The following is a 14,116-nucleotide window of genomic DNA, read 5'->3' on the forward strand; positions in this document are numbered from 1 at the left end:
CAAGGAATGCACTTATGACTTACGATGACCAAAATATTTTTGCACGAATTCTGCGTGGTGAACTTCCAGCAATTAAAGTGTATGAAGATGACCGAGTTCTTGCATTTATGGACATCATGCCACAGGCCGATGGTCATACTCTGGTCATTCCTAAAACTCCAGCAATTACCTTGCTTGACCTGGATCCTGAAGTTGCAGCCTATACCATTCAGGTGGTGCAAAAAATTGCCAAAGCGATTGAAAAAGGTTTAGGGGTAGATGGCATTGTACTGATGCAGCTCTCTGGCGCTGCGGCGGGTCAGACTGTTCCGCATGTCCATTTCCATCTGGTACCTACTTCTTTGCACAACCTTGGCAAACATGCTGCACAAATGGGTGATCAGGAAAAAATCAAACAACTGGCAGAGAAAATTAAAGCTGCTCTTTAATTCATTCTTCGTCCTTAAAAATGGAGCTTCGGCTCCATTTTTTATGCCTTATTTTTCATTTTTTATCATTATCAATAAATACAGAATTCATCTCAAATAATTTTGTTAAGAACAGTATTTCTCATTCACTTGATCAGCTTTAACTAAAGCAAAAAAAATCCTGCACAGAATCTTAAAAATTAAAATTGCTCCCTTTTTAGATTTCATAGATCTGCAATATTTCCTTAACCATACTGACTTATTCATCCTCAATACTGAGCACCAATACAGGATGGTAGCCAAGACCGAGCTACTACATACACCTCAAAAGACCTAAAAAAGTCTGATTGGAGCTTTATATGAAAAAATCACTTTGCATTTTCGCAATTGGGGCGAGCGTTTTCACACCGCTCATGGCAGTCGCTGCTGATGTCAAAGTCTATGGACGTGCACATGTGTCTTTAGATTATCTAGATGATGGCCAAGATTATAATGAAGTTGGAATTTCCTCCAATGCATCACGCCTTGGATTTAAAGCTGAACAGACACTTGAAAATGGCATGACCGTATTTGGCCAGATTGAGCAGGAAATTAACTTTGCCAGTGGCTCTGCAAATGATGATGTCGAGTTTGCTACTCGTGATACCTTTGTCGGTTTAAAAGGTGAGTTCGGTCAGGCACGGATCGGCCGTTTCGACAGCCCATTTAAAGTGGCGCGCAGTCCAGTTAACTTCTTTGGAGATATGGTCGGCGATGTACGTAATGTGACCCGAGTAGGGAATCTACGTTTTGATGAACGTAATGCCAATAGCATTGAATATAAATCACCAAAATTCGGCAATGGATTTAATGTTCTGGGTGCACTTTCCCTACATGAAGCCAACAGCCCGGATGCATCTAAGGATGGTGAAAAAGATAAAGATAAGGCTTATGACCTTGCCCTTACCTACCAAAAAGATAAAGTTGATTTTGCAGCGGCATATGAACATTATGAAGAAGAAGCCAGTCGTGGTGAACGTGATGGTTTCCGGATTGCAGGTGCCTACAAAATCACGCCAGACTTGAAACTCGGTGGTCTGTATCAGTTCCTTCAGCATGACAATACCGAAGTCAATCCTGATGCTCAGGTCTTTGGCATCGCGGGTGAATATAAATTAGCAGCCAAGACCTCATTGCGTGGACAGGTCTTTCACCGTGATGTAGATGCCGATGATGCCAATGCTACTTTACTGGCGATTGGAATTGAACATCGTCTTGACCCAGCAGTCCGCATCTACAGCAATCTGGCCAGTGTATTAAATGATGAAAACTCAAATCTGACACCTTGGGCACAAGGCCGTAGCAATGCAGTGGCTGGCGCACGTGGTGAAGACAGCTTCGGACTATCGGTCGGTATGCGTTACGACTTCTGAAGCCCTCCCCAATTTCATATTAGAAAAGAGCCTGCCTGATGCGGGTTCTTTTTTATTTTTTAATTAATCCCGACTATTTTAATTAGAATAAAAACTGAATAAAAACCCCAGCAAAATAATCAGGATTAATATACTTGAAAAATAAATTCCAACCATTTTAATCAGATTAAAATAATCTATTGTTACAAAAAAAATCACAAATATTTAGAATAATTATCAAACTTTTAATTAAATATTATTAATATTTTCAATAACTTATAAATATATATTTATTTAAACTATTTGGTCTATTTATTTTTTAGTTACAATCGATTAATAATATATAACAAACCACATAATAGGCTTGTTCACATGAGCTTAGTTTCTAAAAATTTAAACCAAAAAACAGTAAGAGAGATTACTGCGATTTTAATTATCAAGATCATTCTACTTCTGGTAATTAAAAATATTTGGTTTGATGCGCCTACTATTCCAAAAGATTTTGACACTCAAGTCGCCGAGCGTATCGCCGGCAATCCTTCCCAAATCAAGGAGACACGTTGATGATTTCTGAAAGCGTGGTCGATCTTTCGCGGTTCCAGTTCGCTATGACCGCGATGTATCACTTTATTTTTGTTCCACTGACCTTAGGCCTGGCATTTCTGCTTGCCATTATGGAAACCACCTATGTGATTTCCGGCAAAGAAATTTACAAGGACATGACTAAGTTTTGGGGAAAACTGTTCGGGATTAACTTTGCCTTAGGGGTAACCACAGGCTTGACCATGGAGTTCCAGTTCGGAACCAACTGGGCATATTATTCGCATTATGTGGGTGATATTTTCGGTGCACCATTGGCTATTGAAGGTTTGATGGCCTTCTTCCTTGAATCTACTTTCATTGGTTTATTCTTCTTCGGTTGGGACCGTTTATCCAAAGTACAGCATCTGGGCGTGACCTGGTTAGTTGCACTGGGATCTAACATGTCTGCACTGTGGATTCTGGTTGCCAATGGCTGGATGCAAAACCCGGTTGGTTCAGCATTCAACTATGAAACCATGCGTATGGAAATGGTGGACTTTGCAGCACTGATCTTTAACCCGGTTGCACAGGTTAAATTCGTACATACTGTTTCTGCAGGTTATGTGACTGGTGCCATCTTCGTACTGGCGATTTCAAGTTACTATATGCTGAAAAAACGTGACTTGCCATTTGCACGCCGTTCATTTGCGATTGCTGCCATTTTCGGCTTAGCGTCTACCCTTTCAGTGATCTTGCTGGGCGATGAGTCTGGTTATGAAATTGGTGATGTACAGAAAACCAAACTGGCTGCGATTGAAGCAGAATGGGAAACTGAACCAGCGCCTGCAGCATTTACTTTATTTGGCTTCCCAAATAAAGAAACCATGTCTACCGATTATGCTGTGAAAATTCCTTATGTTATGGGGATTATCGCTACACGTTCTGTAGATACGCCTGTTACTGGTATTAAAGACCTACTGGTTGAACATGAAGGTCGTATCCGAAACGGTATGGTGGCTTATGAACAACTGGAAAAACTACGTGCTGGTGATCAGTCTCCTGAGCTGAAAGCTGCATTTGCAGAAACTCAAAAAGATTTGGGCTACGGTCTGCTTCTGAAAAAATATACTGCAAATGTTGTAGATGCTTCTGACGAGCAAATTAAGACAGCAGCAAAAGATACTATTCCACATGTACCAAGCCTGTTCTGGGCATTTCGTGCCATGGTCGCTTCTGGCTTCCTGATGCTGGTTCTATTTGTTCTTGCAACTTTTGCGGTGGCTAAACGCAATGCAGAAAACAAACCTTGGTTATTAAAATTTGCATTATTTGCACTACCACTTCCATGGATTGCGGCACAAACTGGTTGGTTTGTTGCTGAAGTAGGTCGTCAACCTTGGACTATTGGTGAGGTTCTGCCTACACATTTATCGACTTCAAGCTTAAGCACAGGCGATGTATGGGGTTCAATCATTGCATTAGCAGCGTTCTACACTGTACTGCTGATCATTGAAATGTACTTAATGATTAAATTCTCACGCCTTGGCCCAAGTTCTCTACATACTGGTAAATACCACTTCGAGAAACTTGAAGCTGCAAAAAAGGCAAATGAGGAGGCTCAAGCATGATCGAATATGAATTACTCAAAATAATCTGGTGGGTACTGGTTGGCGTCTTGCTGATTGGTTTCGCCCTGACTGATGGCTTTGATATGGGCTCCATGGCGATCATGCCATTCGTGGGTCAGAATGATGAAGAACGTCGTGCGGCAATCAATACGATTGCCCCGCATTGGGATGGTAACCAGGTCTGGTTTATTACTGCGGGTGGTGCCCTGTTTGCTGCCTGGCCAATGGTTTATGCAACTGCCTTTTCTGGTATGTACTGGGCACTTCTGCTTGTTCTGTTTGCCTTATTCCTGCGTCCAGTAGGATTCGACTATCGCTCCAAACTGGAAAATACCAAATGGCGTAATGCTTGGGATTGGGGCCTAGCAGTTGGTGGTGCTGTGCCTGCACTGGTTTTCGGTGTCGCATTCGGCAATATGTTCCTGGGTGTTCCATTTACATTAGACGAAACAGTTCGTTCGACTTATTCTGGCAGCTTCTTTGCCCTGCTCAATCCATTTGCACTGGTATGTGGTGTTGTCAGCTTATCTATGCTGTGTGCACACGGTGGTGCATGGTTGATGCTACGTACAGATGGCGATTTACGTGAACGTTCTGCCAAAGCAACCAAAATCATGGGGATTGTTTATCTGGTAGCTTTCCTGGCTGCAGGCGCTTGGCTGTACTTTGGTGGTATTCAAGGCTACACCCTGGTTACACCTTTTGATACCAATGGTGTTGCCAACCCGCTTGCCAAAGAAGTGATGACCAATGCCAATCCAGGCTGGATGAACAACTATTCGACTTATCCAATCACAATGGCTGCTCCAATTGCCGGCATTTTGGGTGGCTTGATCATTGTACTGGCAGCAGGTAAAAATAAAGCAGGCCTGAGCTTCCTGGGTTCATCCCTGGCAGTGATCGGTGCAATTTTGACTGCCGGTTTTGCCCTGTTCCCATTCCTGATGCCTTCAAGCATTAATCCGGTTGCAAGCTTAACCATGTGGGATGCGGTCTCCAGCCAAAATACCTTAACTGTGATGACTGTGGCTGCATGCATCTTCGTTCCACTGATTCTGTGCTACACCACTTGGTGTTACTACAAGATGTGGGGCGTGATTACCAAAAAACATATTCAAGAGAATTCACACAGCCTGTACTAAGGCTGTGTCTTAGGAGATAAAATTATGTGGTATTTCGCATGGATTCTCGGCATTTTGATGGCCTGTTTCGCTGGTGTACTCAGTGCACTGTATATTGAAAATCATCAAGACCTGGATGAGAAATAAGAGATGACAGACGCTGCAGTTGAACAAGTAAAGATAGAAAAAAAATCTAACCCTTTTGCAATGGTGATTTCTTGCCTATTGGCTTTTCCACTCGCAGCGGTGTTGCTGGTTCATCCTGCTGCAATGCTGGATGCCAACGGGGAATATAGCCACCGCGCCATGATGTTTATCATGATCGGCATTTCAGGCGGTTTTATTCACGGGGTTGGCTTTATCCCTCAGCACTGGTTCTGGAAATGGCTATTTAGTCCGTTTCTGGCTTGGCCGTTAATGCTATGGGGTTATTACACCTGGTTTCTTAATTAGGTATTAAACAGCCAAAAACAAAGCCCTCATTTGAGGGCTTTTTGTTCTTTATTTCTTTTGTGAAACACAGCCTGTTTCATAGGTAGTTCCCAAATCCTGAAGGGATTGAGTAAACTGATTATCCAGTGTACTCACAAACCGGAATTCATCCTGCGCTGTCGCAAGATGCAGATTCTGTTCTGATAGATACTTTAACTGCTTTAAACCGGTTGCATATTCACAGGCTTTAGCAATCATAAGTGCAGGATGCTCACGTCGGTCTACCGATGAGTTCAACACGGCAAGTTTTAGCTCTAACTCATCATATTTTTGTTTGGTTTGCGCCTTAAATTCAGCCTGACTCAGTGGTTTGGCCCAAGCTGAAACAGATAAGCCCAAAATTCCAATGGCTATAATTAATTTATGCATTTTCCCCTCAACAATAAAAATTACATACGATTTATCTAAGTTATTGAATATTTATAGCATAAAGCTACTTTTAATAAATACGAGCAATAAAAAAGCCAGAACTGGTCCGGCTTTGAAAACTTACTTCATTGAATTTTCTACCGATGAGTATGAATTGACATCACAATACCCATCCCTGCCAACATGGAAATTACGGCTGTACCACCATAACTCATCAATGGCAAAGGGTCACCCGTCACAGGTAAAATCCCACTGACCATGCCTGAGTTTAAAAATACAAAGAAGAAAAAAGTCAGTCCGATCGCACCGGCATACAAACGGCCAAAGTTATGAAAGCTATTCATGCCAATAATCAAACAGCGAATAATAATGGCCGTAAACAGGCTGAATAGCAGAAACACCCCGATAAAACCAAATTCTTCGGCATAAGTCGACATGATGAAGTCGGTATGATGTTCAGGTAAATAACCTAGATGAGACTGCGTACCTTGTGAGTAACCTTTCCCCATAACCCCACCCGAACCGATGGCAATTTTGGACTGGATAATGTTCCAGCCTGCGCCCAAGGCATCCGATTCTGGATCGAATAAAGTCAGAATCCGTTTCTTTTGATATTCCTGCAACAAGAACATCCACAGTAGCGGCACTGCAACGGCCAAAGCAGCAAAGGCTCCAGCAATTAAACGCCATGACATGCCACTTAAGAACAGTACAAAGATTCCGGGAATCACCAGACCAATATTTAGATCGGGTTGTAATGCCACCAGTACAAAAGGTACGCCTAAAATCACCAAGGCGCCGACAATATCTAGAAATTTTGGCGGGAAAGGTTTACGGGCAAAGTACCAGGCCATCATCAGTGGCATGGCAAACTTCATCACCTCACTCGGCTGCATACTCCCCACACCCGGCAACGTAATCCAGCGGGTTGCCCCAAGACGCTTTTCACCAATCACAAAGACCAGCAGCAGCATAAAGATACCGAACATATAAAAATATGGACTGGCAGCCTGATAGACCTTGGGTGGTACTTGGGCACAGATAAACATTACCACAAAACCCACACCAAAACTGATCGCCTGGCGAATCACCATCCCCGAATCTTCAGAGGTGGCACTGTAAACCACCATCAGACCCAAGATCGCATTTAAAATCAGGAAACAAAGCAGCCATGGATCAAGGTGCAACTTGGTCCATCGGGAGGCATTCTGGGGATTAATACTACGTCCATCGCGTGCGGACTGCCGCAAAAAACGATACTGCTGTGAAGGGATCATTGGCCCACGGGTAGAAAATTCATGATGGCAAAATTATAAGTTAAAGTGCTCCGGAATAAATCGCCATTGACTGATTTATTCCATTTTTATTGCAATATATTTAGCGCTGGACAGCCAGAATCAACTTCGCCAGTTCCAGATCATCTGGATAGGTAATTTTAATATTATCGGAACGCCCCTGTACTACTTGGACGGGTTCATCTATATGTTCCAGTGCACTGGCTTCATCGGTAATGGTAACACCATCTGCGAGTGCCTGCTGAATCGCACGCTTCAAAGTTCCAAGTTTCGCTATTTGTGGTGTTTGCGCCTGCCACAAAGTTGAACGATCTACTGTCATTTCAATACCATGATCCTTTACGACACGTTTTAAGGTATCCCGTACCGGAATGGCCAGAATCGCAGCCTGATCAGTTTGAATTGCTGTATTGACCAGATCAATCAGGGAGCTTTGACTCACACAAGGACGGGCTGCATCATGCACCAAAACCCAATCCTCTTCTGAAGCAATCTCAGATAAATATTCCAAGGCATTTAGTACAGAGTTGACGCGCTCTGCACCGCCCAAGCAAAAATGTGCTTTATCCAGATGAGAAAGTGGCAGAGTCTTGGCAACATCATCCTGTGCACCAATCGCAAGGACATAACCTGCTAATGGCAATTGATTCAGACGGGAAACCGTGTGTTCAAGAACGGTCCGTTCCTGAATCATCTGGTATTGTTTAAGTTCGGTTTTGGAAAATCGGCTACCGGAACCTGCAGCTGGTAAAATGACCCACAATCTATGGTGTTGTTGGAACATCAGCTGATTCATTGGTTCTCAGGTCTACTTTATTCGGATTAAGATAAATCGGTTTATATTGAGTACTAATAGTGCTCATTTGCACAAAGGTTTCATGCGGCTTGATCAAACCTAGATCGAGACGGGCATGCTCTTCGATGGCTTCAATACCATTCTTCAAATCATAAACTTCTGCGGCCAGAACGCGATTACGTTCTTTCAGTTCTTCATTCAATTCTATTTGTTGCTGAATTTTCTGGGTCAATGCCTGATGGTCATTATAACCACCCTCACCGAACCAGTATAAATATTGAAACCCTGCGATCAAAACGATCGCAAGGCCCAACAGTACTTTACTCATCAAGGAGTCGAATACATTTAACATTGACATAAGTCGCTTAGTTCAAACCTTTGAACTCAGCTTTACCGCGATATGCAGCTTGAGTCAATTCTTCGATACGAAGTAATTGGTTATATTTCGCTACACGGTCAGAACGGCAAAGTGAACCAGTCTTGATTTGACCTGCTGCTGTACCTACTGCAAGATCTGCAATAGTAGAATCTTCAGTTTCGCCTGAACGGTGAGAGATTACAGTAGAGTAACCATTTGCTTTCGCAAGGTAGATTGCATCTAAAGTTTCAGTCAATGTACCGATCTGGTTGTACTTGATCAGGATTGAGTTACCTACTTTCTCGTTGATACCGCGTTGAAGAATCTTAGGATTCGTAACGAACAGGTCATCACCCACCAACTGGATTTTATCGCCAAGGATAGAAGTCAGGTAAGACCAGCCTTCCCAGTCAGATTCGTCCAGACCATCTTCAATCGAGATGATAGGGTATTGATTTACCAGACCTGCAAGGTAGTCAGCAAACTGGTTGCTTGTGAACGATTTGTTGCCTTCACCAGCCAGGATATATTGACCATCTTTGTAGAATTCTGAAGATGCACAGTCAAGCGCAAGCATAATATCAGAACCAGCCTTGTAACCAGTTTGCTCGATTGCAGACAGGATCACAGTAATAGCTTCTTCGTTAGAACGAAGGTTTGGCGCAAAACCACCTTCATCACCAACTGCAGTGTTCAAACCTTGTTTCTTCAAAACTGATTTTAAAGAATGGAAGATTTCAGCACCAGCACGTAACGCTTCAGAAAATGAAGTAAAACCTACAGGCTCAATCATGAATTCCTGAATATCAACAGTGTTGTCTGCGTGAGCACCACCGTTCAGGATGTTCATCATTGGAACAGGCATAGTCAAAATCTTTTGACCACGAAGATCTGCGATATATTGGTAAAGCGGCGTTTTCTTTTCTTCAGCAGCAGCACGCGCAGCAGCAAGAGATACTGCCAAAGTTGCGTTTGCACCTAATTTTTCTTTGTTTTCAGTACCGTCTAAAGCGATCATCGTATTGTCGATGTCTTTCTGTTCGAATACTGATTTACCCACTAACGCATCACGAATCAGAGTGTTTACGTTGTTAACCGCAGTTTTAACACCTTTACCTAGGTAACGTGCTTTATCGCCATCACGAAGTTCTAAAGCTTCACGAGAACCAGTTGAAGCACCAGATGGTGCACATGCACGGCCAACTACGCCAGATGCCAGGATAACGTCTGCTTCGATGGTTGGGTTACCACGAGAGTCCAAAATTTCACGTGCACGAATGTCAACGATTTGGCTCATGAACAATTCCTCAGTTGATTAATAACAGGATGCTTAAAACTGCATCAATGGGTATCTAATTTTTCAAATCCTTTCACTAGAGTATCCAGCTCTTTTAATTGAGCCAGGAATGGTTCTAGTTGAGATAAACGCAAGGCACAAGGACCATCACATTTTGCCACATCCGGATTTGGATGAGCTTCCAGGAACAAACCTGCAAGACCTGTTGCCATACCGGCACGCGCCAGTGTAGTAATCTGCGCACGACGACCACCGGCAGAGTCAGCACGACCGCCCGGAGTTTGTAATGCATGCGTTACATCAAAGAATACTGGCACGTTCATTTCTTTCATGATGTCGAAGCCCAGCATGTCTACAACCAGATTGTTGTAACCAAAGGCTGAACCACGCTCACAAAGAATTAGCTTGTCATTCCCTGCTTCCAGACACTTATGCAAAATGTGGCGCATTTCGTGCGGAGCGAGGAACTGGGCTTTTTTGATGTTGATGATGGCATCAGTTTTTGCCATCGCTTTAACCAGGTCAGTCTGACGACTTAAGAATGCAGGTAGCTGGATAATGTCAGCAACTTCTGCCACAGGAGCAGCCTGATACGGCTCATGTACATCAGTGATAATTGGCACATTAAAATGTTTTTTAATGTCGGCTAACCACTCGATTCCTTTTTCCAGGCCAGGCCCACGGAATGAGTTCAGGCTTGAACGGTTGGCTTTGTCAAAACTTGCTTTAAAGACATATGGAATATCTAAACGTTTGCAGATATCAACATAAGTCTCTGCAATTTCAAAAGCTAAGTCTTTCGACTCAAGTACGTTCATGCCGCCGAATAGTACAAATGGCAAGTGGTTTGCCATTTGTATATCACCTAAACGTACAATTTCTTGTGGTTTTAATTGTGACATTTAAACTTCCTAGTTGTGTCTTAAACTCGCATTATTTAGTTTTTTGGTACTGTTTTTTCGCAGCATCAATGAAACCGGCAAATAATGGATGTCCATCACGTGGCGAGCTGGTAAATTCCGGGTGGAATTGTACTGCAATAAACCAAGGATGTGCAGGAATTTCAACAGTTTCTACCAGGTGTTGCACTGGAGAATAACCAGAAATCTTCATGCCTTTTTCTTCCAGCACTGGGATATAACGGTTGTTCATCTCGTAACGGTGACGGTGACGTTCGACAATTTCATCCGAACCATACACTTCAGCAGTCTTGGTACCCGGTACCAGTTCAGACTTCTGTGCACCTAGACGCATGGTGCCACCAAGGTCAGAATCTACTGAACGCTGTTGGACTTCACCACGTTCATCCAACCATTCAGTGATCAAACCAATCAATGGAGATTTGGTTGAACGGTTAAATTCGGTAGAAGTCGCATCAGTGATACCCGCCACGTTACGTGCATATTCGATCACTGCAAGCTGCATACCCAAGCAGATGCCCAAGAATGGAACACCGTTTTCACGTGCGTATTTGATCGCCTGCATTTTGCCTTCAGTACCACGTTCACCGAAACCACCTGGAACCAAGATTGCATCCGCATCTTTCAATACTTCATTGACATCTTGGCTTTCAAGCTCTTCAGCATTGACATAGTCGATCTGAACTTTCACGCGGTTTTGAATACCGGCATGTAAAAGTGCTTCGTTCACAGACTTATAGGCATCTGGAAGTTCAACATATTTACCAACCATTGCCACACGAACGGTGTATTCAGGGTTCAGTAAAGCTTCTACCACATTATCCCAGTCAGACAGGTCTGCTTCTGGAAGATTGTCATAGCCGAAACGTTCACAGATGAGATCATCAACGTTCTGTTCATAGAAAGTACGTGGAATCTGGTAGATCGTACGTGCATCTTTACACACGACTACTGCACGCGCTTCTACGTTAGTGAACAAGGCAATTTTACGCGTCGTATCTGCATCAACATCATGTTCAGTACGGCAGATCAAAATGTCTGGTTGAATACCAATAGACAGAAGTTCTTTTACTGAGTGTTGAGTTGGTTTAGTTTTTAATTCTGCTGCAGACTTAATGTATGGGAGTAACGTTAAGTGCATCAGCATCGTACGTTTATGACCAAGTTCAACCATTAACTGACGTACAGATTCCATGAATGGGAGAGATTCAATGTCACCTACAGTACCGCCGATCTCAACGATCGCAACGTCATAACCTTCGCCAGCGCGAAGTACACGTTCTTTGATGTTGTCAGTAATGTGTGGAATAACTTGTACAGTACCACCCAGGTAGTCACCACGGCGTTCTTTATTCAGAACATCCTGGTAAACACGGCCTGATGTAAAGTTATTCAGTTTGGTCATTTTCGCACGACGCAAGAAACGTTCGTAGTAACCCAAGTCTAAGTCTGTTTCAGCACCGTCTTCTGTAACAAAAACTTCACCGTGCTGGAATGGGCTCATAGTCCCTGGATCGACATTAATGTATGGATCCATTTTTACCATGGTCACTTTTAAACCACGGGCTTCTAAAAGTGCAGCAACAGAAGCAGCTGAAATACCTTTACCTAGTGATGAAACAACACCACCAGTCACGAAAATAAAATGGGTCATTGGGTTTCTCGTACAATCGAGCCTAAATCGGCCTGCAATGTTGCGCAATTTTACTTTACCTTGTACCAATAAAGCAAAGTCAATCCGCATCAAATCAAAGAACAATAAACAATTGACTATTCTAACAGCAATTCCTGAAAAAAATTACAGTAAGTTCATATGATTTATATATTGCATTTTGCTGCTATAATAGGAACATTCACACCCTACACTATTCTGTTTGATGCAATGATGATGAAGAAACTTTTAATCTGTACCCTGATCCTGACTGGCCTTACACTGACTGGTTGTGTAAAAAAAGAAGCTCCAAAAGAAGAAGAACAAACCGAAGTTACTCCAGCATCTGAAGTGGTTGCTCCGGAACCTGTACAACTTGAGCCTGTTGAACCATTAGAATCAACACCAGTTGAACCGGTTGAAGAAGCACCAGCAGCACCGACTGTTGAAATCCAGCGCGAACAAACTGCGAATACTACGACTGAAATTCGCCGTGAAGTTAAAAAACCGGAACCTGCTCAATCAGAGCCTGCGCCTGCAGCTGAAACAAATTCAAGCACTGAGCAGCCTGCAAAACCTGCAGCAACACCAGCCGCTCCTAAAAACAACTCATCTTCTGCAAATAAGTCTGAAGATGATGCAGTTGCAGATGCAATTGCTGCTGCTATGCCAGCACTTGAAAACTAATATAATCCTTCATCAAAAAAACCCAGCTTATGCTGGGTTTTTTATGGTTTAAAAATCTCTTTCAAGCTGCCGTTGGAGTATCGGAAAGTTGCAGTAAATAATCTGCCATCAGACGAGTGGCCCATGATTCTGTCTGCATTAAGCCCTGATAAAAGCCACAATGGCTACCTTTTTTAGTGGTGACGACCACAATATTTGGCATGGCTCGAATGACATCCTTATACGGTTCCAGATTCTGGATATGACAGACCGGGTCATCTTCCGAATTCAAAATCATCAATGGAATTTTGACATTTTCAAAGACATAAATTGGATTGGTGGCCTTAGTATAACTTTCATAATCTGAAAAGCCTGCCAGCTCATAGTAGCGCTGTTCAAATTCAGACAAGTCTTTCACCTCAAGCAATTGCTTCCATGAAGGATAAATCTGCCAGGTTTCCTGATAAGGATGGATAAAACGTTTGATCAGTTTTTTAGCCATGACTTTGCTATAAAACGGATGTACATAGGCAAAACCGGTTTCAGTGTTATAGCCTGGGCATAAAGCAAAGGCTGCTTTGAGTGGGGTTTGCTCGCCCTCTTCACCCAAGTAGCGAACCAACAGTCCTGTCCCCGCAGAGGAACCCACACCATAGAGATCGGATTGAGGAAACTTGTCCTGAATATAGAGCAACTGTTCACGCAGATCTTGGGTTGAACCAAACAAGTTCATTTTTGGCACAGGCATTGGCAAGTCAGCATGACCACGGCGCAAACACAGAGCAACACGCCAGCCTGTATATTTATGTAGGTCACGCACCAGCTCCCGCATGGATTCCGGAGAGCCGGTAATGGTATGCAATAGCACAATGGTAGGTGTACTTGGCGGTAAATCTAAACCATACCAGGCAATGCCAGTAATGCCGCCATCGGACATATTCAGCTGCTCAAGCACATCATATTGCAGCTTAATCGTGCGTTTTTTTATCAAGTCCAGATATAGAATGTGCGCATGCGCATTCGATAACCACGGTGTTGGACGATATTTCTGTTTTAAAAGTGGTAAACGTTCAATCACACCAGAAAATAAACCATTCGGATTATAATAAAGTGTTGGAAGATCTGCTCCGCTAAAGCGGTCCAGATATTCACTTGAAAGTTGACTCATTTTTTTAAGCCACATTTTCATCTGTATTCCCCTCT

The 14,116-nt window shown here is 43.0% G+C and carries 16 protein-coding genes; 8 read left to right on the plus strand and 8 right to left on the minus strand.

Annotation, left to right across the window (positions count from 1 at the left end):
* Positions 1–14: 14 nt before the first annotated feature.
* The 7 genes from G5T77_RS04160 (at position 15) to G5T77_RS04190 (ending at position 5,522) form a co-directional block, all read left to right on the plus strand.
* Positions 15–428, plus strand: coding sequence for an HIT family protein (locus tag G5T77_RS04160; RefSeq protein ID WP_159124443.1), 414 nt, complete (start codon positions 15–17; stop codon positions 426–428).
* Positions 429–766: 338 nt separating this feature from the next.
* A complete protein-coding gene (locus G5T77_RS04165) occupies positions 767–1,819 on the plus strand; it encodes a porin (RefSeq protein ID WP_166134862.1) in 1,053 nt (350 codons plus the stop codon).
* A gap of 351 nt (positions 1,820–2,170) precedes the next feature.
* Positions 2,171–2,362 (plus strand): cytochrome oxidase putative small subunit CydP, encoded by a 192-nt coding sequence (gene cydP, locus G5T77_RS04170; RefSeq protein WP_004783737.1) that lies wholly within the window; start codon positions 2,171–2,173, stop codon positions 2,360–2,362.
* On the plus strand, positions 2,362–3,948 hold the full coding sequence (locus G5T77_RS04175; protein ID WP_166134865.1) for a cytochrome ubiquinol oxidase subunit I: 1,587 nt from the start codon (positions 2,362–2,364) through the stop codon (positions 3,946–3,948). Before cydP ends, G5T77_RS04175 begins: the two co-directional genes overlap by 1 nt.
* Complete coding sequence (gene cydB, locus G5T77_RS04180) at positions 3,945–5,090, plus strand: cytochrome d ubiquinol oxidase subunit II (RefSeq protein WP_159123152.1); 1,146 nt, start codon at positions 3,945–3,947, stop codon at positions 5,088–5,090. The genes G5T77_RS04175 and cydB overlap by 4 nt, the downstream gene beginning before the upstream one ends.
* A 24-nt stretch (positions 5,091–5,114) precedes the next feature.
* Positions 5,115–5,216, plus strand: a complete 102-nt coding sequence (gene cydX / locus G5T77_RS04185; RefSeq protein ID WP_004783742.1) for a cytochrome bd-I oxidase subunit CydX — start codon at positions 5,115–5,117, stop codon at positions 5,214–5,216.
* Positions 5,217–5,219: 3 nt separating this feature from the next.
* Positions 5,220–5,522, plus strand: a complete 303-nt coding sequence (locus tag G5T77_RS04190) for a cyd operon YbgE family protein (RefSeq protein ID WP_159123153.1) — start codon at positions 5,220–5,222, stop codon at positions 5,520–5,522.
* A 48-nt stretch (positions 5,523–5,570) separates the two neighbouring features.
* Here the strand turns inward: G5T77_RS04190 and G5T77_RS17140 are convergent, their stop codons facing one another.
* The 7 genes from G5T77_RS17140 to G5T77_RS04225 form a co-directional block, all read right to left on the minus strand.
* Positions 5,571–5,930: a hypothetical protein gene (locus G5T77_RS17140; protein WP_227607366.1), complete on the minus strand. Its 360-nt coding sequence runs from the start codon at positions 5,928–5,930 to the stop codon at positions 5,571–5,573.
* Positions 5,931–6,067: 137 nt separating this feature from the next.
* Complete coding sequence (gene rodA, locus G5T77_RS04200; protein ID WP_166134868.1) at positions 6,068–7,207, minus strand: rod shape-determining protein RodA; 1,140 nt, start codon at positions 7,205–7,207, stop codon at positions 6,068–6,070.
* A 100-nt stretch (positions 7,208–7,307) separates the two neighbouring features.
* A complete protein-coding gene (gene ispD, locus G5T77_RS04205) occupies positions 7,308–8,021 on the minus strand; it encodes a 2-C-methyl-D-erythritol 4-phosphate cytidylyltransferase (protein WP_166134870.1) in 714 nt (237 codons plus the stop codon).
* Positions 7,990–8,373, minus strand: coding sequence for a septum formation initiator family protein (locus G5T77_RS04210; RefSeq protein WP_180130958.1), 384 nt, complete (start codon positions 8,371–8,373; stop codon positions 7,990–7,992). The genes ispD and G5T77_RS04210 overlap by 32 nt, the downstream gene beginning before the upstream one ends.
* A gap of 13 nt (positions 8,374–8,386) precedes the next feature.
* Positions 8,387–9,676, minus strand: a complete 1,290-nt coding sequence (gene eno, locus G5T77_RS04215; RefSeq protein ID WP_034171067.1) for a phosphopyruvate hydratase — start codon at positions 9,674–9,676, stop codon at positions 8,387–8,389.
* 44 nt (positions 9,677–9,720) lie between these two features.
* The gene (kdsA, locus tag G5T77_RS04220; RefSeq protein WP_166134873.1) at positions 9,721–10,578 is read right to left on the minus strand and encodes a 3-deoxy-8-phosphooctulonate synthase; all 858 of its coding nucleotides are present in this window, start codon (positions 10,576–10,578) and stop codon (positions 9,721–9,723) included.
* Positions 10,579–10,609: 31 nt separating this feature from the next.
* On the minus strand, positions 10,610–12,250 hold the full coding sequence (locus G5T77_RS04225) for a CTP synthase (protein WP_166134876.1): 1,641 nt from the start codon (positions 12,248–12,250) through the stop codon (positions 10,610–10,612).
* Positions 12,251–12,481: 231 nt separating this feature from the next.
* Here G5T77_RS04225 and G5T77_RS04230 point away from each other — a divergent pair, with 231 nt between their 5' ends.
* Complete coding sequence (locus G5T77_RS04230) at positions 12,482–12,934, plus strand: hypothetical protein (protein WP_205683231.1); 453 nt, start codon at positions 12,482–12,484, stop codon at positions 12,932–12,934.
* Between the two features lie 61 nt (positions 12,935–12,995).
* On the opposite strand, the gene G5T77_RS04235 is transcribed toward G5T77_RS04230, so the two are convergent.
* Positions 12,996–14,102, minus strand: coding sequence for an alpha/beta fold hydrolase (locus tag G5T77_RS04235; RefSeq protein ID WP_166134882.1), 1,107 nt, complete (start codon positions 14,100–14,102; stop codon positions 12,996–12,998).
* Positions 14,103–14,116: the final 14 nt, after the last annotated feature.

This window comes from Acinetobacter sp. GFQ9D191M, assembly GCF_011174875.1.
Lineage (GTDB): Bacteria > Pseudomonadota > Gammaproteobacteria > Pseudomonadales > Moraxellaceae > Acinetobacter.